At 49.7% G+C, this 16,772-nt stretch carries 20 protein-coding genes and 1 tRNA gene; 9 read left to right on the top strand and 12 right to left on the bottom strand.

Annotation, left to right across the window (positions count from 1 at the left end; genetic code table 11):
- Positions 1-8: 8 nt before the first annotated feature.
- From FDX24_RS21480 to csgB, 6 genes are all read right to left on the bottom strand, one after another.
- Positions 9-1,496 carry a phospholipase D family protein gene (locus tag FDX24_RS21480; RefSeq protein WP_086523385.1) on the bottom strand — a complete coding sequence of 496 codons (1,488 nt, stop codon included), beginning with the start codon at positions 1,494-1,496 and terminating at the stop codon, positions 9-11.
- Complete coding sequence (gene ymdB, locus FDX24_RS21475; RefSeq protein WP_137364892.1) at positions 1,432-1,974, bottom strand: O-acetyl-ADP-ribose deacetylase; 543 nt, start codon at positions 1,972-1,974, stop codon at positions 1,432-1,434. Before ymdB ends, FDX24_RS21480 begins: the two co-directional genes overlap by 65 nt.
- A 100-nt stretch (positions 1,975-2,074) precedes the next feature.
- On the bottom strand, positions 2,075-2,395 hold the full coding sequence (locus FDX24_RS21470) for a type 1 fimbrial protein (RefSeq protein WP_061068135.1): 321 nt from the start codon (positions 2,393-2,395) through the stop codon (positions 2,075-2,077).
- 151 nt (positions 2,396-2,546) lie between these two features.
- Positions 2,547-2,879 carry a curli assembly chaperone CsgC gene (csgC, locus tag FDX24_RS21465; protein ID WP_048211208.1) on the bottom strand — a complete coding sequence of 111 codons (333 nt, stop codon included), beginning with the start codon at positions 2,877-2,879 and terminating at the stop codon, positions 2,547-2,549.
- A 60-nt stretch (positions 2,880-2,939) separates the two neighbouring features.
- Positions 2,940-3,389, bottom strand: coding sequence for a curli major subunit CsgA (gene csgA, locus FDX24_RS21460; protein ID WP_048211207.1), 450 nt, complete (start codon positions 3,387-3,389; stop codon positions 2,940-2,942).
- A 40-nt stretch (positions 3,390-3,429) separates the two neighbouring features.
- Positions 3,430-3,885 carry a curli minor subunit CsgB gene (gene csgB / locus FDX24_RS21455; RefSeq protein WP_048211206.1) on the bottom strand — a complete coding sequence of 152 codons (456 nt, stop codon included), beginning with the start codon at positions 3,883-3,885 and terminating at the stop codon, positions 3,430-3,432.
- Positions 3,886-4,645: 760 nt separating this feature from the next.
- Between csgB and csgD the strand changes: the two genes are divergently transcribed.
- From csgD to csgG, 4 genes are read left to right on the top strand one after another with little or no spacing between them, the layout of a single operon-like run.
- Positions 4,646-5,296: a biofilm master transcriptional regulator CsgD gene (gene csgD / locus FDX24_RS21450; RefSeq protein WP_005129125.1), complete on the top strand. Its 651-nt coding sequence runs from the start codon at positions 4,646-4,648 to the stop codon at positions 5,294-5,296.
- A 4-nt stretch (positions 5,297-5,300) separates the two neighbouring features.
- The gene (gene csgE, locus FDX24_RS21445; RefSeq protein ID WP_061068136.1) at positions 5,301-5,699 is read left to right on the top strand and encodes a curli production assembly/transport protein CsgE; all 399 of its coding nucleotides are present in this window, start codon (positions 5,301-5,303) and stop codon (positions 5,697-5,699) included.
- Between the two features lie 25 nt (positions 5,700-5,724).
- The gene (gene csgF, locus FDX24_RS21440; protein WP_005129126.1) at positions 5,725-6,138 is read left to right on the top strand and encodes a curli production assembly/transport protein CsgF; all 414 of its coding nucleotides are present in this window, start codon (positions 5,725-5,727) and stop codon (positions 6,136-6,138) included.
- Between the two features lie 25 nt (positions 6,139-6,163).
- Positions 6,164-6,997, top strand: coding sequence for a curli production assembly/transport protein CsgG (gene csgG / locus FDX24_RS21435; RefSeq protein WP_048211204.1), 834 nt, complete (start codon positions 6,164-6,166; stop codon positions 6,995-6,997).
- Between the two features lie 45 nt (positions 6,998-7,042).
- Here the strand turns inward: csgG and FDX24_RS21430 are convergent, their stop codons facing one another.
- The 4 genes from FDX24_RS21430 to ghrA all read right to left on the bottom strand — a co-directional run bounded on the left by FDX24_RS21430 (position 7,043) and on the right by ghrA (position 9,997).
- On the bottom strand, positions 7,043-7,525 hold the full coding sequence (locus tag FDX24_RS21430) for a DUF1097 domain-containing protein (protein WP_048211203.1): 483 nt from the start codon (positions 7,523-7,525) through the stop codon (positions 7,043-7,045).
- A gap of 101 nt (positions 7,526-7,626) precedes the next feature.
- Positions 7,627-8,181 (bottom strand): molecular chaperone, encoded by a 555-nt coding sequence (locus tag FDX24_RS21425; RefSeq protein ID WP_005129133.1) that lies wholly within the window; start codon positions 8,179-8,181, stop codon positions 7,627-7,629.
- Positions 8,182-8,204: 23 nt separating this feature from the next.
- Positions 8,205-8,942: a phosphatase gene (locus FDX24_RS21420; protein WP_048211201.1), complete on the bottom strand. Its 738-nt coding sequence runs from the start codon at positions 8,940-8,942 to the stop codon at positions 8,205-8,207.
- Positions 8,943-9,058: 116 nt separating this feature from the next.
- The gene (gene ghrA / locus FDX24_RS21415) at positions 9,059-9,997 is read right to left on the bottom strand and encodes a glyoxylate/hydroxypyruvate reductase GhrA (protein ID WP_048211200.1); all 939 of its coding nucleotides are present in this window, start codon (positions 9,995-9,997) and stop codon (positions 9,059-9,061) included.
- A 236-nt stretch (positions 9,998-10,233) separates the two neighbouring features.
- Between ghrA and FDX24_RS21410 the strand changes: the two genes are divergently transcribed.
- Together FDX24_RS21410 and yegS are read left to right on the top strand one after the other, a co-directional pair.
- Positions 10,234-10,321, top strand: a tRNA-Ser gene (locus FDX24_RS21410).
- A gap of 229 nt (positions 10,322-10,550) precedes the next feature.
- Positions 10,551-11,450, top strand: coding sequence for a lipid kinase YegS (gene yegS, locus FDX24_RS21405; protein WP_061068138.1), 900 nt, complete (start codon positions 10,551-10,553; stop codon positions 11,448-11,450).
- Between the two features lie 21 nt (positions 11,451-11,471).
- Here yegS and fbaB read toward each other — a convergent pair whose 3' ends face one another.
- Positions 11,472-12,524 carry a class I fructose-bisphosphate aldolase gene (fbaB, locus tag FDX24_RS21400; RefSeq protein ID WP_005129139.1) on the bottom strand — a complete coding sequence of 351 codons (1,053 nt, stop codon included), beginning with the start codon at positions 12,522-12,524 and terminating at the stop codon, positions 11,472-11,474.
- 252 nt (positions 12,525-12,776) lie between these two features.
- Here fbaB and FDX24_RS21395 point away from each other — a divergent pair, with 252 nt between their 5' ends.
- The 3 genes from FDX24_RS21395 to FDX24_RS21385 are packed head-to-tail and all read left to right on the top strand — an operon-like array spanning position 12,777 to position 16,017.
- A complete protein-coding gene (locus FDX24_RS21395; RefSeq protein WP_048211198.1) occupies positions 12,777-14,054 on the top strand; it encodes a nucleoside permease in 1,278 nt (425 codons plus the stop codon).
- On the top strand, positions 14,051-15,055 hold the full coding sequence (locus FDX24_RS21390; RefSeq protein WP_137364891.1) for an ADP-ribosylglycohydrolase family protein: 1,005 nt from the start codon (positions 14,051-14,053) through the stop codon (positions 15,053-15,055). The genes FDX24_RS21395 and FDX24_RS21390 overlap by 4 nt, the downstream gene beginning before the upstream one ends.
- The gene (locus tag FDX24_RS21385; RefSeq protein ID WP_137364890.1) at positions 15,052-16,017 is read left to right on the top strand and encodes a PfkB family carbohydrate kinase; all 966 of its coding nucleotides are present in this window, start codon (positions 15,052-15,054) and stop codon (positions 16,015-16,017) included. The genes FDX24_RS21390 and FDX24_RS21385 overlap by 4 nt, the downstream gene beginning before the upstream one ends.
- Here the strand turns inward: FDX24_RS21385 and FDX24_RS21380 are convergent.
- Positions 15,991-16,737, bottom strand: a complete 747-nt coding sequence (locus FDX24_RS21380; RefSeq protein WP_005129153.1) for a GntR family transcriptional regulator — start codon at positions 16,735-16,737, stop codon at positions 15,991-15,993. The two genes, FDX24_RS21385 and FDX24_RS21380, sit on opposite strands and share 27 nt — an antisense overlap.
- Between the last annotated feature and the right edge of the window lie 35 nt (positions 16,738-16,772).

Raw genomic sequence — 16,772 nt, 5'->3', positions numbered from 1 at the left:
TGCATGGTTCAGAGCAACCATTCAATCGGTAATACAGAGGCCAGCCTCACCAGAACCCGCTTCCAGAATCCTGTGGCGGGTTCTTTTTTCACTACCCGCTCACTGCCGCCAGGACAATCTACCCAGTTTATCCGGCCCCAGCGGTCCAGGCGCAATTGCCAGGCCACATCACGCTGGCTTTGCATAAAGCGTTTATGAATCAATGACGCCAGCACTTCACTCTCAATCACAAATCCCATTTCCGTATTGAGCAACGTTGAGCGCGGATCAAAATTAAGCGAGCCGATGAAGACTTTGCGGCCATCAATGCTGAAGGTTTTCGCATGCAGACTAGAGCCTGAATTGCCGGTCAACCCGCGATCGTGTACCACCGTACCGCGATCGCGGGTTGGTTTTAGCTCATACAGTTCTACACCATAGCGCAGCAATTTTTTCCGCCAGCGCGCATATCCTGCATGCACAATTGCCACATCATTCGCGGCCAGCGAGTTAGTTAAAATAGCAATCTTTACCCCTTTTCGGACCAGGCGCAGGAGTTGTGCGACTCCGGCACGTGTCGGCACAAAGTAAGCGGAAATAATATCAATACGCTCAGTGGGTGAGCCCATGACGTCAAACAAACGCTGCGGTAATAGCGAGTGACGCGGCGCTTTCCCCTCTCCTTTTGCCGGATCGTCACTGAGCAGGCGCGTTTTGGCCCAAATCAGCGACAGTGAACCCTGGTCAAGATGCGTCATAAACTGGCTGGTCTCCAGTTTGTGCAAATAGCGTCGGGTAATATCGTCGTTATACCAGGATTCAGGCAGTTCAATGCGTTGAGTCGTTTCTGGTTCAGACAACTCCAGGACTCTTTGTAACGTTGAAACTGACTGACATTGCCAGTATCGCTCAAAATCATCCGCGACCTCTTTCACCACTGGACCGATGGCCATCACGTCAAGATCGGAAAACAACGGTTCTTCACCCGCACCGAAATAGGCATCTCCGATATTACGCCCGCCGACCAGCGTCACTACACCGTCCGCGGTATAACTTTTATTGTGCATGCGGCGATTGAGCCGGGCGAAATCGGTTAAATACCCCAATGCGCGAAGGATGCGAAATGAAAAGGGATTAAACAGGCGGACTTCAATATTTGGATGGTTATCCAACAGACGCAGCGTGTCATCAAGGCCCGGAGTGTTGTTATCATCCAACAGCAAACGAACCCGTACCCCGCGTTTCGCCGCGGCCAGCAGAACAGAAAACAGCAGCAGCCCGGACATGTCGTTCTCCCAGATGTAATACTGCACATCCAGCGTTCGTTCCGCCATTTCTGTCAGCCGATAACGGGCTGCGAAAGCATCCAGACTGTCATCCAGTGCCAGAATGCCGCACTGGTCCGGATGGCTTGCGCACAATGGGGTAATGGCACGCTCAAGTCGCGTCATATCAGGCCGTGTTATCATCGCCTTGTTGGGTGAGTAATCTCTTGTATAACCTGGCATTTTCCTCATCAAAACACACGAAGTAGATTTGATCAGGTAGCGCACGGCGGGTGATAAATTTTTGCACCGTATTCACCGCAATCTCCGCCGCCGCTGCACGTGGATATCCGTAGGCTCCGGTGCTGATAGCCGGGAACGCAATAGATTGATAGCCATTGGCCAGTGCCAGTTGTAATGAATTGCGATAGGCCTCTTCAAGGCGTTCTGCTTCATGATGATCGCCGCCCTGCCAGACGGGCCCAACAGTGTGGATCACCGCTTTAGCGGGAAGATTGCCCGCCAGGGTGATAACCGCATGGCCGGTTGGGCATTCGCCCTGTTGCTGTAATACCTGTTTGCAGGCCTCCAACAGTGCAGGTCCAGCGACGCGATGAATCGCTCCATCAACGCCACCGCCGCCCAGCAACGAGGAGCTGGCCGCATTGACAATCACATCAACGGCGATTGTCGTAATGTCGCCCTGTAAAACATGAACACGCGATTGCATAAGTTCCCCCTGACAAAACACTCTCCGTTAAGTGTACAGCAGGGTTTTCTATGAAATCTCACTTTTTAACTATACAGGTGCATATCTACGCCAGAACGATTCATTTATATTCAATATTAAGAATTGCCAGATTTTTCTGTTCATTAAGGTACTGCATTCTCATACTGGCAATTTGCTGGAGGCTTTCAGGGGCCATCGTTATCTGTTGTGTGTTATAGCGACTACTCCGTAACTTGCCATCACGTATACATGACACTTCAATCTGCTGTTGTTGCGAGCTCACATCACAAGGCGATTCAACTATTGCGCCACGAAAATGGATAATCCCGCCAGGTGTGATTTGCTGCGCCGTTGCGGGGAAGATAAAAAAAGAAGTAACACATAAACTGGTACTTAAAATACGTTTTAATAAGGTGCTCATAAGGGTTCCTCAATGATAAACCATCCTTGAGGGATCGAAGTGATCCTTCACCGCTGCGATTAACGACCAAATAAAAACGTTTTCACGTCTCTATATTCATAGAACAGCACCGCTTTCCCAGCCACACCTTTAAAGCAAATACAGCAAAAAATCATGAGCGATTGCTTGAATCAGGCCACTGCTGGGACAGATGCAATGACTGCCCATCCGAAACGGTAACGACAATGTTGACCGTATCTTCAGGTGAAATATTAAAGCTCAGTTTTGTTAATTCAATCGGCCGATTAGCAGGGATCGACAGGCTTGTTTTCTGTTGCGTTTGGCTTTGCCCCCCCGACCCTTTACGTATGGCAAGAACTTGTACCTCGCACACGCAGGGTTGCGATAATGTCACCTGCGGAATAATGGTATACATCTCACCTTGCTGGGTTGTATTAAAGGTTATTTGATTTGAAAGCGCGGCAATGAGTAATAGCGTATGCATAATATGCTCCCGAAAAAAAACAGGGCTTTCGCCCTGTTTATTATCAGTTATAAAACTGAATTAGTGCTGGTTAGCTGTCGCATTGTTGCCATAACCAACCTGCTGAATCAGAACATTCGAGTCAGATGCAGTCTGATTAACCACCGCACCGTTACGACCACCGAACTGAGTTACACTGATGTCAGCATTTTTTGCATTCCACTGATTGATATCAGCGCTGTTCTGGAAGCCAGTCTGTTTCAGGCTAATGGTACTGTCATCAGCACCTTGCCCGACGGTAGCGCCGTTACCATGTCCGTGTTGTGTGATGGTCACGTCTGATTTACGTGCATCACTTTGCAGCGCATTCGCAACGTTACTTGACCCATATTGGTAAATACTCAATGAAGAGTCCGGGCCATAATTACTACCGCCACCATGATGATTGCCGCCCCATTGCGGAACAACACCAGCCAGAGCACTGCCAGAAACTACGATTGCTGCGAATGCTGCCACTTTTAAAAGTTTCATGGTAAACCCCCATCGGATTGATTTAAACGTCGTTTACGGATTAGCGTTGAGTAACGCGAATTGCCATTTGCGACTGTCTCTGCACCACAACTGCTGTTTTTTGTGTACCGTACTGGGTAATATTTGCTTTATTACCAGAACCTTTCTGGATAATCATCGCTGTATTACCGTAAGAACTTTGTTTAATACTCGCATCATTGGAGCTTCCCGTTTGATCAATATATGCAAAATTATATGATCCTGTCTGATCTGTTCTCGCCCGGTTACCTGAACCTTCTTGCGAAATGACCGACAATAACTTGCTGCCCTCCTGGCGAGTATTTGCACTGTTAGCAGTGCCAACCTGACCAATAATGGCTGCCTGATTAAATGAAGACTTACTTAATTCATTTACCGCAAAGTTATATTCTGAATTAGCTAAATCATAACTGGTTGCGGATGCAATCCCAGGCACACCCAGTATTGTAAACATCATAAATAACAACTTGTTTTTCATGCTGTCACCCTGGACCTGGTCGTACATGAAGTTAAATTAATTACCACTCAAATTGTTGTTAACATGACTTACATTTGTTAACGCCACGTTACGATGAAGAGTATGTCCGTTGAAACATTTTAAATAACTCACCCGCGAGTGGTATTTTGATATCCAGATTCACCCCAAAGTACTAATTAACAGTGAATAACACCGCTACAGGTATAGGTTTTATTTTTATTTCTCAATCAGAAATGAATTTCTATGCAGTCACTGAAAAAGTGCATTTTCCGCGATTTCAGGGCTTCGCAGCACCGTGTCGCGATAGTCATCGATGCAAGTCGTGACAAAGGTCAGTTTTTTCCTCTTAAAATTGTCCAACGTAAAGTGGGACAAAGAATTTAGAATTCATTAGAAATCTAAAACTCGCTAATCATTAATTAAAACCTTATAAATCAATAAATTATTATAATTTGTATGATTTTTTAAATCTATGCAGTAACGGTAAAATGTACAACTTTCCTATCAAATCTAAACTCCAATAAAACCTAAAAATCACATTTTAATATATAATTTTACATCCTGTTACATGTTTAACACTTGCTTTAAGATTTGTAATAGCTAGATTGAAATCAGTTGAAGTCCATTTGTTTTAATATTTTCACCCCTTTGGGTCGATATTTTATTTCTACACAGCAGTGCAACATCTGTCAGTACTTCTGGTGCCTCTATTTTAGTAGAGACAGCTGTCAGGTGTGCGACTAAAAAGTGGAGTTTCATCATGTTTAATGAAGTCCATAGCATTCATGGTCATACATTATTGTTGATCACGAAACCTTCTTTGCAGGCAACTGCATTATTACAACATTTAAAACAATCACTGGCGCTAACCGGAAAACTACATAATATTCAACGTTCTCTGGATGATATTTCCTCCAGCTGCATTGTTTTACTGGATATGATGGAGGCAGATAAAAAACTGATCCATTACTGGCAAGATAATTTGAGCAGAAAAAACAACAATATAAAGACGTTATTGTTGAATACCCCTGATGACTACCCTTATCGGGATATCGAAAACTGGCCACATATCAATGGCGTGTTTTACGCAACTGAAGACGAACAGCGTGTTGTTAGCGGCTTGCAGGGCGTCTTACGCGGTGAATGTTACTTCACGCAAAAGCTTGCCAGTTATCTGATCACGCATTCTGGAAATTATCGTTATAACAGCACGGAATCAGCGCTGCTGACACACCGTGAAAAAGAGATACTTAATAAATTGCGTATCGGCGCCTCAAATATTGAAATCGCTCGCTCACTATTTATCAGTGAAAATACGGTAAAAACACATCTTTATAATCTTTTCAAAAAGATAGCTGTCAAAAATCGTACGCAGGCGGTCTCATGGGCCAATGATAACCTCAGGCGATAAAGCCATGAAACGCTATTTGACCTGGATTGTGGCAGCAAATTTATTCTTTGCTGCCGGGAATTTGCACGCGGCTACAAGCGTAGAAGTGGAGGTTCCCGGACTGTTAACTGACCACACTGTCTCTTCAATCGGGCATGATTTTTATCGTGCATTTAGTGACAAGTGGGAAAGTGAGTACACAGGAAATTTAACTATCAATGAAAGACCCAGTGCGCGTTGGGGAAGTTGGATCACCATAACGGTCAATCAGGACGTTATCTTCCAGACTTTTTTATTCCCCACGAAAAGAGACTTCGACAAAATTGTCGTCTTCGCATTGGCACAAACTGAGGAAGCATTAAATCGCCGGCAAATAGATCAAACACTATTAAGCACGAGCGATTTAGCGCGCGATGAATTCTAAAACATGATTTTGTCCGGAGGCTTTCATGCGTGTCAAACATGCAGTGGTTTTGCTCATGCTAATTTCACCATTAAGTTGGGCCGGAAACATGACGTTCCAGTTCCGAAATCCAAACTTTGGTGGCAACCCGAATAACGGCGCTTTTTTGTTGAACAGCGCTCAGGCGCAGAACTCCTATAAAGATCCGAGCTATAGCGATTACGGAATTGAAACACCGTCAGCGCTGGATAACTTTACTCAGGCGATTCAGTCACAAATTCTCGGCGGCCTGCTCACCAACATTAATACCGGTAAGCCGGGAAGAATGGTGACCAATGATTTTATCATTGATATCGCTAACCGGGACGGGCAGCTGCAATTGAATGTTACCGACAGGAAATCGGGAAAAACATCAACGATCGAAGTGTCGGGTTTACAAACACAGTCAACCGATTTCTAAGCCATAGCCACGAAAGGAAAAAATCATGCAGCGCTTACTTATAATGGTTGCAGTATTTTTACTCAGCGGATGCTTAACGTCCCCACCGCAAGAAGCCGCTAAACCGACATTAATGCCTCGCGCCCAAAGTTACAAAGACTTGACGCATCTCCCGATGCCTACGGGTAAAATCTTTGTATCGGTTTACAATATCCAGGATGAAACTGGTCAGTTTAAACCTTATCCGGCAAGTAACTTCTCCACTGCCGTACCGCAAAGTGCCACGGCAATGCTGGTTACCGCACTGAAAGATTCGCGTTGGTTCGTCCCGCTGGAGCGTCAGGGATTACAGAACTTACTGAACGAACGAAAAATCATCCGTGCGGCACAGGAAAACGGCACGGTTGCCATTAACAACCGAATTCCGCTGCAATCATTAACCGCAGCTAACGTGATGGTGGAAGGTTCAATCATCGGCTATGAAAGCAACGTTAAATCAGGTGGTGTCGGCGCGCGTTATTTCGGTATTGGTGCCGATACGCAATATCAACTCGACCAGATAGCGGTAAACCTGCGCGTAGTTAACGTCAGTACCGGTGAGATCCTTTCTTCGGTCAATACCAGTAAAACCATCCTGTCTTATGAAGTGCAGGCAGGGGTATTCCGTTTCATTGACTACCAACGGCTTCTGGAAGGGGAAATTGGTTATACCTCTAACGAACCGGTCATGCTTTGCCTGATGTCAGCCATTGAAACTGGCGTTATCTTCCTGATAAATGACGGTATCGATCGCGGCTTGTGGGATTTGCAGGATAAGAAACAAGTTGATAACGACATTCTGGTCAAATACCGCCATATGTCGGTACCTCCAGAGTCCTGATACTAAAGAGAGAATAAAAAGCGTGAGGAAGCCCTCACGCTTTTTTTATTTACTGGTCAGCGTGGATGAAGCCGGGTTTTCGCGACGTGATGCCAGCCACAATCCGCTGTTTTTCATCGCATAGCCGAATACCAGACCTAGCGCCAGAGACGGCACAACCAGTTGCCAATCCCCTTGCCCTGCAAACGTTGCGCATGCGCCAATAAACGTGCCTGGCACAAATGAAAGCAGCCATTGCTTTGCCTGGATACACATCATAAATGCGACAATTCCCGTCATGACATAGCCAAGGATGTCCATATGTGGAGCAAGTGCACTACCATTAATAATCACCAACGCCCACACCACACCGCTTAGCAGCGTACACGCCGAGATCCACAGCCCTTTCAGTCCACCTTGTGGGCAGGCAAAATAGGCTGTACAGCCCAGGAAGCCAGCCCAACTGAGTAAACCAAGAGAAACGGCCACCCATCCCCAGAGTCCGGAGAGAATGCCCGTTGTGATTGCAATAGAGAGAAGTATGTTCATGCCGCGCATCTTAGCAGAAAAACGGCATGGTAATGAGATCGTGCACACAATTCATGCAAGATGATGAATTACGTTGCAGTATATAGTGACTTAAATCACATTTATTCGTCTGTATCTTCCTGTAATTCATCCCACATTGCACTAATTGCATCGCGCGTCAGTGGCGCCATAGTTCGCCAGAAAGCGGTATTCGCATGCGCCTCAACTTTACCAAGGAACGTGTCGCACCAGGGAAGCAGGTAGTCAACAAACAAGGTTTCCAGTGCTTCACTCTCATCTTCTGCGGACTGGTCTTCAAGCCAGGATGCCGCCAGCAACAAGGTACCAATATGATCGGCAGGTGTATCCGCCAGCGGCATTCCACGCGCAGACAGGAATGCACGAACATCCGCTTCCTTCGCCCCTTCTACCCAGGCGCTACGATAAGGCGGCACTGAACACTCTTTCCCGACAAACAGCGCGTTGTAATCTGCAGCAAGCTGGGGCATATCACAGCTTTTCTGCAAACGGGCCAACAGCTCATCCTGTTCCAGTGGCCAGTTAGCAGACAGTTTACCTTCGCTAATCAAGGTAAACAGGGGAACCAGTAAAGGGTCCTGCGGTTGGCGGTAAAACAGCGAGCCCAGTACACGGCACAGGATAGAAAACTCGTTCATTGATATATTCCAGTTAGTAACAATTAAAGTTCAGCAAATTCCGCGATAGGCTCCATGCCCCGCGATTCCAGAAACGACAGCAAGCGTTTTGGTGAAACGTTCAGAATTCGGTCTTCCGGGAAGCCCACATCATCCAGAATCTTACGGCATTCACCGAACTCTCCCAACGTGAATGCGGTATGAGAATCTGAACCCAGGGCCACCCAGCCACCTGCATCACGTACTGCCGCAGCCACAGCGCGACAGTTATCTTCACTGCCCTTACGCGAATGCAAAAACGAGGAATTATTGATTTCCAGCGCAACCTGATATTTTGCCGCCGCCTGTGCAATTGCAGTGATATCGACGGGATATTTGGGATTTCCTGGATGGCTGATAATATGCACATTGCCGCTCGCCATCGTGGCGATCATCGCCTGGGTATTCGTGTCTTTATCGTGAGGTGCAAAAACCGGCTCATGGAAGCCCGCAATAATCAGATCGAGTGAGTCAAACATCGGCCCTGAGCAGTCAATTTCACCTTCAATATTCTTAATATTCGCCTCAATGCCGCGCAGGATCCCTACGCCATCTACAACACGCGGCCAAATACGCATGTTAATAAAGTGCCAGTGATGAGGCGCATCCGCCATGTCCGGTCCATGATCGGTAATGGCAAACAGCTTGATGCCTTTGCGATGAGCTTCAGCGATGTAATCACTTAAGGTGCTGTAGGCATGGGTGCTGGCAACGGTATGCATATGCAGGTCAACGGGATACATAACTCTCTCCTGTAGTCGTTTTCCGTCAAGGATAGCAGGTATCGCCGCCATTAATACCCTAAATAATTCGGGTTGTATTTAGTCGAAACCCGGCGCTGGCCGGGTTGACATTGATATCAGTAACCCCGAACGCGATCAACCTGACCGGTAACCGCTTTTCCACTTTCCAGGCTCAGGATTGTACGAGAAATATAATCCACCGCTTCCGCTGGGCGCGTTACCGCAGCAATGTGCGGCGTCATCGCCACACGTGGGTGTTTCCACAATGGGTTGTCTTCCGGTAGCGGTTCTCGGCTATAGACATCCAGCATCGCACCTTTCAGTTTTCCGCTATCCAACGATGCCAGAAGATCGTCTTCATTGAGATGAACACCACGCGCCAGGTTCAGCACATAGGCTCCATCCTGTAATTGATTCAACAGTCCGGCATTAATAATGCCTACCGTTTCTGCCGTATTGGGCAGAAGATTAACCAGCACACGCGTCTGGCTTAAAAATGCACTCAATTCTTCGGTGCCCGCAAAACTTTCCACACCAGGCCAGGATTTACGGGTACGGCTCCAACAGCGCAGTGGGAACCCCCATGCCTGCAGGCTCTCTGCCACTTTAGCCCCTAATACACCAGCTCCCATGATGCCGATGGTAAATTCATCACGGGTGTACTCTTGCAACGGCTGCCACTTTGCCTGGGATTTTAATGCCTGATAGTCATCAAAGCGGCGGAACCAGTGCAACACCTGACTCACCGCATACTCCTGCATTTGCAGACCCATACCGGTATCTTCCAGACGGAAAAGTGGAATCGAGGTATCCAGCATCTCCGGGTGTGCTTTAAGCTTACTGAGGATGGAATCCACTCCGGCTCCCAATGCAAAGACAGCTTTTAACTTTCGCCCTGCCAGCATTTCAACCGGAGGATGCCAGACCAGCGCATAGTCGGCATGGGCATTATCACCCGCTTTCCACTCGCGAACGTTAGCGCCAGGGATGGCTTTCGTCAGCGCCTTTACCCACCAGGCCGTATCAAATGTAGGGTGATAGAAAATTATTTCCATATTGTCTCCTGAACATTGTTATGCGGAACATTCTCGCACTTATTATCATCATTTTCCGAGGGAACATCAGATTAGCAAATTTCAGAGTGCTGGCAAAAAAAACAATTCCCGCTCATTTAAGCCCCATGTTGCTTGAAGTTTGTGTAAATGCACGTTTTTTTGAAAAAGTAGATTGACGCCGGGGCGGTATTTCCCCTACATTAGCGCCCGTTCCAGCAGTACAGGAACAACAATATGGTGAGGTGTCCGAGTGGCTGAAGGAGCACGCCTGGAAAGTGTGTATACGGCAACGTATCCGGGGTTCGAATCCCCGCCTCACCGCCATATTCGAGAAAGAGCTCGTACGCATGTACGGGCTTTTTTTTCGCATGTTGCACAGTCTGGCGGGGATGAGAAGCCCGGACCGGAGTACGGGCTTTTTTTCGCCTCTGTCCCATACAGACTATCAACCGCCCTCAGAACCCGTCGATGGATCTTCGCTTTCAGTCAGTTCCTACGCCATATATGCATTCCTGACATACACTAGTTAAAACGATAAAAGTGAGGCAACAGGATGATAGCATTCCCGGCCAGCTTACTGATCCTGAATGGAAAAAGTGCTGATAACCTTCCCCTGCGTGACGCTATTGCTCAACTGCGCAATGAGAGTGTCGAAATCCATGTTCGCGTGACCTGGGAAAAAGGCGATGCACAACGTTACGTTGATGAAGCGCTCCGGTTGGGCGTAGCAACGGTGATTGCCGGCGGTGGTGACGGTACCATCAACGAAGTATCCACTGCGCTGATCCACTGTCAGGGGGAGAATGTTCCGGCGCTCGGGATTTTGCCATTGGGAACGGCAAATGATTTTGCTACCAGCGTTGGCATTCCTGAAGCGCTGGACAAGGCATTAAAGCTGGCCATTGCCGGGAATTCGGTAGAGATTGATATGGCGCAGGTCAACGATAAAACCTGCTTTATCAATATGGCGACCGGAGGGTTCGGTACTCGGATCACCACCGAAACACCGGAGAAACTCAAAGCCGCCCTTGGCGGTGTGTCGTACTTTATTCACGGGTTAATGCGCATGGATACGCTGAAGCCAGACAGTTGCGAAATTCGCGGCGAAAACTTTCACTGGCAGGGGGACGCGCTGGTGATTGGTATTGGCAATGGGCGTCAGGCCGGTGGTGGACAGCAACTTTGCCCGACAGCGCTCATTAATGACGGCCTGCTGCAACTGCGAATCTTTACCGGTGAGGAGCTGATTCCGGCACTGCTATCGGCGATAACTCAGTCCGAAGACAATCCGAATATCATTGATGGCACATCATCATGGTTTGATATCCGTGCGCCACATGAAATTACCTTCAATCTGGATGGTGAACCGCTCAGCGGGCAAGAGTTTCATGTTGAAATCCTGCCTGCAGCCCTGCGCTGCAGGCTACCGCCGGGTTGCCCATTATTGCGCTAATCCGACGGCACTCTACTGACATCAGGCAATCGTGACTTTGTTATCCAGATAAACATCCTGGACGGCATTAATCAGCTTCACGCCGTCAGCCATGGTTTTCTTGAACGCTTTACGTCCAAGAATTAACCCCATGCCACCGGCACGCTTGTTAATCACCGCGGTACGTACCGCATCGCTGAGATCGGTTTCTCCGCCGGCCGCACCACCGGAGTTAATGAGTCCGGCGCGTCCCATATAGCAGTTCGCCAGTTGATAACGCACCAGGTCAATCGGGTTATCACTGGTCAGCTTGCTATAGACACGATCGTCGGTATAGCCGAAGTTAACCGCTTTATACCCGCCGTTATTCTCCGCCATTTTCTGTTTAACGATATCCGCGCCGATAGTTGCCGCCAGATGGTTTGCCTGCCCGGTCAAATCAGCCGAAACATGATAATCCACACCGTCTTTCTTAAACGCAGAGTTGCGCAAATAGGCCCACAGTACCGTCACCATGCCCAGCTCATGGGCGCGCTCAAAGGCTGCAGAGATCTCTTCAATCTGGCGGCGCGACTCCTCTGAACCAAAATAAATGGTTGCCCCCACCGCGACCGCGCCCATATTGAACGCTTGCTCCACGCTGGCATACAGCGTCTGGTCAAAGGTATTCGGGTAGCTAAGCGTTTCGTTATGGTTAATTTTCACCAGGAATGGAATGCGATGCGCATAACGGCGGGAAACAGACGCCAGCACGCCATAGGTTGACGCGACGCAGTTGCAGCCCGCTTCAATCGCCAGCTCAACAATATTTTTCGGATCAAAATACAGCGGGTTTGCGGCAAACGATGCCCCAGCAGAATGTTCCACACCCTGGTCTACAGGCAGAATCGACAAATAACCGGTCCCGGCGAGCCGTCCGGTGTTGTACAGCGTCTGCATATTACGCAGCACGGCGGGGGGACGGTTATTGTCAACCATCACGCGGTCGACGTAATCATGTCCTGGCAGGTAAAGTTGGTCAGAAGGAATGGTCATACAACGATGCTGTAAAAGGTTGTCGGCATCTTTGCCAAGCAACTGCGCAATATCAGTCATAGCTATGCTCCCGTAAGTTCCGATTTGATCTCGGAAGTGGATTGTCCTGACCCGCCTGATGGCGGGCAGCAATAAGTCTGGTACTGACTGCGCATTTTTTCCATCTTTAGCGCACTTTTCAGCGATTTCCGCTGGCTCGATTCAGGCATCAAAAAATGATACAGCGGTCAAATTTAGACCATAAAGGTATTTAAAAGGTATTGTTGAGTGGTACTATCCAGACGTACCTTACCTGTCATGAAGGATTTAAAGATGAAAACTACAGTTAAGCTGTCGTTCATGATGTTTGTGGAGTGGTTTATCTGGGGCGCCTGGTTTGTGCCGCTTTGGCTCTGGCTGAGTAAAAGCGGCTTTACTGCTGGTGAAATTGGCTGGTCTTATGCCTGTACCGCCATTGCCGCGATCCTCTCCCCGATCTTCGTCGGTTCGATCACTGACCGCTTTTTCTCTGCGCAAAAAGTACTGGCAGTGCTGATGTTTGTCGGCGCGATTTTGATGTATTTTGCAGCGCAGCAGACGACGTTCGGCGGATTCTTTCCGCTATTGCTGGCGTATTCACTCACCTATATGCCGACGATTGCACTAACCAACAGTATCGCCTTCGCCAACGTCCCGGATGTAGAACGTGATTTTCCGCGCATTCGCGTAATGGGCACGATCGGCTGGATTGCTTCCGGCCTGGCTTGCGGGTTCTTACCGCAAATGCTCGGCTATAACGACATTTCACCGACCAACATTCCGCTGCTCATTACGGCCGCGAGTTCCGCGTTACTGGGTATCTTCGCTTTCTTTTTACCGGATACGCCACCGAAAAGTACTGGCAAGATGGATTTCAAAGTCATGCTGGGTCTGGATGCGCTGATCCTGCTGCGTGATAAGAACTTCCTGGTCTTTTTCTTCTGCTCTTTTCTGTTTGCCATGCCGCTGGCGTTTTACTACATCTTCGCCAACGGCTACCTGACAGAAGTTGGGATGAAAAATGCGACCGGCTGGATGACGCTGGGCCAGTTCTCTGAAATTTTCTTCATGCTGGCACTGCCGTTCTTCACCAAACGCTTTGGCATTAAAAAGGTACTGTTGCTTGGTCTTATCACTGCCGCGATCCGCTACGGATTTTTTGTTTACGGCGGCGCGGAAGAATATTTCACCTACGCCCTGCTATTTCTCGGCATTCTGCTACATGGCGTGAGCTACGACTTCTACTACGTTACGGCCTACATCTATGTCGATAAAAAAGCGCCAGTGCACATGCGTACCGCTGCGCAGGGGTTAATCACTCTCTGCTGTCAGGGATTCGGCAGCCTGCTCGGCTACCGCCTGGGTGGGGTGATGATGGAAAAAATGTTTGCTTATAAAGAGCCGGTGAATGGCCTCACCTTTAACTGGGCTGGCATGTGGGGATTTGGCGCGATCATGATCGCCGTTATCGCCGTGCTGTTTATGATTTTCTTTCGCGAGTCAGACAAAGAAATCACCGCCATTAAGGTGGACGACCGCGATATCGTATTGCAACAAGGGGAAATTAAATGAAAGCAGAACGTATTCTCGGTGCTCTTTATGGGCAGGCGTTAGGGGATGCGATGGGTATGCCGTCGGAACTGTGGCCACGAACCCGGGTAAAAGCTCACTTCGGTTGGATCGACCGTTTTTTGCCCGGTCCGGCGGAGAATAATGCCGCCTGCTATTTCAGCCAGGCGGAGTTCACTGATGACACCTCCATGGCGCTGTGTCTGGCAGATGCCCTGCTTGAGTGCGACGGAGAAATTGTACCCGACGTCATTGGTCGCAATATTCTGGCCTGGGCAGAGCGCTTTGATGCCTTTAATAAAAACGTGCTGGGTCCGACCTCAAAAATTGCGCTCAATGCCATCCGCGATGGTAAGCCCGTTGCTAAGCTGGAAAACAACGGTGTCACCAATGGGGCGGCTATGCGCGTGTCGCCGTTAGGATGTCTGCTGCCCGCGCGCGATCTCGATGCCTTTATCGACGACGTAGCATTAGCTTCCAGTCCAACGCATAAATCGGATCTGGCTATTGCTGGCGCAGTTGTGGTCGCGTGGGCGGTATCACGCGCCATTGATGGCGGTAAATGGTCGGAGATTGTCGACGCACTGCCCGCCATTGCCCGGCATGCCCAGCAAAAGCGGATCACCACCTTCAGCGCGTCTCTCTGTGCACGCCTTGAACTGGCGCTGAAAATCGTCCGTAATGCCGACGGCTTTGAGTCTGCCAGTGAGCAGCTGTATCAGGTGGTGGGGGCTGGAACCAGTACGATTGAATCCGTACCTTGCGCCATCGCGATGGTCGAACTGGCGCAGACCGATCCCAACCGCTGCGCCATTCTGTGCGCGAACCTCGGCGGCGATACCGACACCATCGGGGCGATGGCAACCGCCATTTGTGGCGCGCTGCACGGCGTCGGCGCGATTGACCCGGCCCTGAAACATGAGCTTGATGCGGTAAATCAGCTGGACTTTATCCGCTACGCCAGTGGATTACTGCGCCTGCGTGAGCAGCGGGAGGCGCTATGAGCACCGCGCGTCTGCAACAACTTCTCTCGCAGTTACGTACACAGCGGCCAGTAACGGTGGTGGGTGCGGCGGTGATTGATGTCATTGCCGATGCGTATGCCCTTCCCTGGCGAGGCTGTGATATCGAACTCAAACAGCAAGGCGTGAACGTTGGCGGCTGCGCGCTCAATATTGCCGTGGCGCTTAAACGTTTAGGTATCGAGGCCAGCAATGCGTTACCGCTGGGTCAGGGCGTGTGGGCCGATATTATCCGCAACCGTATGGCGAAAGAAGGATTGCACAGCCTGATCGATAATGCCGAAGGCGATAACGGCTGGTGTCTGGCATTGGTAGAGCCAGACGGTGAACGCACATTTATGTCCTTTAGCGGCGTTGAGAATCAGTGGAATGCCGCCTGGCTGGCACAGCTGGATATCCCGCGTCATAGCCTGGTGTATCTCTCGGGTTATCAGCTAGCATCCCCGTGCGGTGAATTGCTGGTGCAGTGGCTGGAAGGTCTGGAAGAGGTGACGCCGTTTATCGATTTTGGCCCGCGCATCGGCGACATTCCCGAGCCCTTACTGGTACGAATTATGGCCTGCCGTCCGCTGGTGTCACTTAATCGTCAGGAGGCGGAAATTGCTGCCGAGCGATTTGCATTGAGTCAGGATGTGGAAGGTTTTGGCGCAGAATGGGTGCAGCGTTTCACCGCACCGGTGGTCGTGCGTCACGATAAAGACGGCGCATGGTATTTCAGCGCACAGACATCTGGCTGCGTACCGGCATTTGCAACGGCGGTCGTTGACACCATTGGCGCAGGTGACAGCCACGCCGGCGGCATGCTGGCTGGGCTGGCATCAGGCTGGTCGCTGGGCGATGCCGTCCTGCTTGGCAATGCGGTAGCATCCTGGGTGGTAGGTCACCGCGGTGGTGACTGCGCCCCCTCACGCGAGGCGTTACTCCTCGCAGACAAAGACGTATAGGTCGCTTCGACAGTAACTGATACTGTATTCAATAGGCCGTTGCTGCTGATCAAGCGCTACCTGCTTGATCACCAGCACCGGCACTTTGCTGTCCATCTGGATATGTGACTGAAACTCGGCGTCCGGCATCCGCGCGCTAACGCGTGAGCGTGTGCGCTGTGGAAAGATATGCTGGCTGCGGAAATAGTCGTACAGGGAAACGCCAATGGCATCCACGTCATGGATAAGATGAGCGGGTACCCATGATTCTTCAATAGACACAGCATCTTCATCAACATAGCGAATTCGCTTGAGCAAGAAGACCTCACTGCCGACAGCAATGGCCAACTGCTGAGCCACCTCTTCCGGGCAGGGCACCACGCGTTTATTCACCCACAGCGTATCCGGCTTTTTACCGCGTAACACTACCTGTTGTGAAAAACCGCGCGCTTCTTTGAGCGAATACTCGAAGATGTTATTGATTTGCGTCCCGTAGCCACGCGCACGCGTCACCACCCCCTCTTCTTCCAGCGCCTGCATCGCTTTGCGCACCGTAATGCGTGAAACGCCGGTCAACTGGCTGAGGTCGCGCTCACCAGGCAGGATATTGCCATGCTCCAGGATCCCACTGCGCACGGCGTTCTTAACCGTTTGAGCGAATTTCATATACAGCGGCGTGTTGTCCGCCGCTGAAATACGTTCATTCAGTTGCGCGATAAGCTGGGTATGCGCTTGTTCCATTTATCTTTTTCCTGGCAGCCGTTTCTGTAGCCAGT

Source organism: Citrobacter sp. wls716 (genome assembly GCF_005280975.1).
GTDB classification, from domain to species: Bacteria; Pseudomonadota; Gammaproteobacteria; order Enterobacterales; family Enterobacteriaceae; genus Citrobacter; species Citrobacter youngae.
The sequence above is the reverse complement of the archived record's forward strand: the minus strand, read 5'-3'. Positions and strand labels throughout refer to the sequence as shown.

Excerpts from the sequence above, each read along its gene's own strand:
- FDX24_RS21480 (WP_086523385.1), bottom strand. The coding sequence starts at position 1,496 with ATGAGGAAAATGCCAGGTTATACAAGAGATTACTCACCCAACAAGGCG.
- ymdB (WP_137364892.1), bottom strand. The coding sequence starts at position 1,974 with ATGCAATCGCGTGTTCATGTTTTACAGGGCGACATTACGACAATCGCC.
- FDX24_RS21470 (WP_061068135.1), bottom strand. The coding sequence starts at position 2,395 with ATGAGCACCTTATTAAAACGTATTTTAAGTACCAGTTTATGTGTTACT.
- csgC (WP_048211208.1), bottom strand. The coding sequence starts at position 2,879 with ATGCATACGCTATTACTCATTGCCGCGCTTTCAAATCAAATAACCTTT.
- csgA (WP_048211207.1), bottom strand. The coding sequence starts at position 3,389 with ATGAAACTTTTAAAAGTGGCAGCATTCGCAGCAATCGTAGTTTCTGGC.
- csgB (WP_048211206.1), bottom strand. The coding sequence starts at position 3,885 with ATGAAAAACAAGTTGTTATTTATGATGTTTACAATACTGGGTGTGCCT.
- csgD (WP_005129125.1), top strand. The coding sequence starts at position 4,646 with ATGTTTAATGAAGTCCATAGCATTCATGGTCATACATTATTGTTGATC.
- csgE (WP_061068136.1), top strand. The coding sequence starts at position 5,301 with ATGAAACGCTATTTGACCTGGATTGTGGCAGCAAATTTATTCTTTGCT.
- csgF (WP_005129126.1), top strand. The coding sequence starts at position 5,725 with ATGCGTGTCAAACATGCAGTGGTTTTGCTCATGCTAATTTCACCATTA.
- csgG (WP_048211204.1), top strand. The coding sequence starts at position 6,164 with ATGCAGCGCTTACTTATAATGGTTGCAGTATTTTTACTCAGCGGATGC.
- FDX24_RS21430 (WP_048211203.1), bottom strand. The coding sequence starts at position 7,525 with ATGAACATACTTCTCTCTATTGCAATCACAACGGGCATTCTCTCCGGA.
- FDX24_RS21425 (WP_005129133.1), bottom strand. The coding sequence starts at position 8,181 with ATGAACGAGTTTTCTATCCTGTGCCGTGTACTGGGCTCGCTGTTTTAC.
- FDX24_RS21420 (WP_048211201.1), bottom strand. The coding sequence starts at position 8,942 with ATGTATCCCGTTGACCTGCATATGCATACCGTTGCCAGCACCCATGCC.
- ghrA (WP_048211200.1), bottom strand. The coding sequence starts at position 9,997 with ATGGAAATAATTTTCTATCACCCTACATTTGATACGGCCTGGTGGGTA.
- yegS (WP_061068138.1), top strand. The coding sequence starts at position 10,551 with ATGATAGCATTCCCGGCCAGCTTACTGATCCTGAATGGAAAAAGTGCT.
- fbaB (WP_005129139.1), bottom strand. The coding sequence starts at position 12,524 with ATGACTGATATTGCGCAGTTGCTTGGCAAAGATGCCGACAACCTTTTA.
- FDX24_RS21395 (WP_048211198.1), top strand. The coding sequence starts at position 12,777 with ATGAAAACTACAGTTAAGCTGTCGTTCATGATGTTTGTGGAGTGGTTT.
- FDX24_RS21390 (WP_137364891.1), top strand. The coding sequence starts at position 14,051 with ATGAAAGCAGAACGTATTCTCGGTGCTCTTTATGGGCAGGCGTTAGGG.
- FDX24_RS21385 (WP_137364890.1), top strand. The coding sequence starts at position 15,052 with ATGAGCACCGCGCGTCTGCAACAACTTCTCTCGCAGTTACGTACACAG.
- FDX24_RS21380 (WP_005129153.1), bottom strand. The coding sequence starts at position 16,737 with ATGGAACAAGCGCATACCCAGCTTATCGCGCAACTGAATGAACGTATT.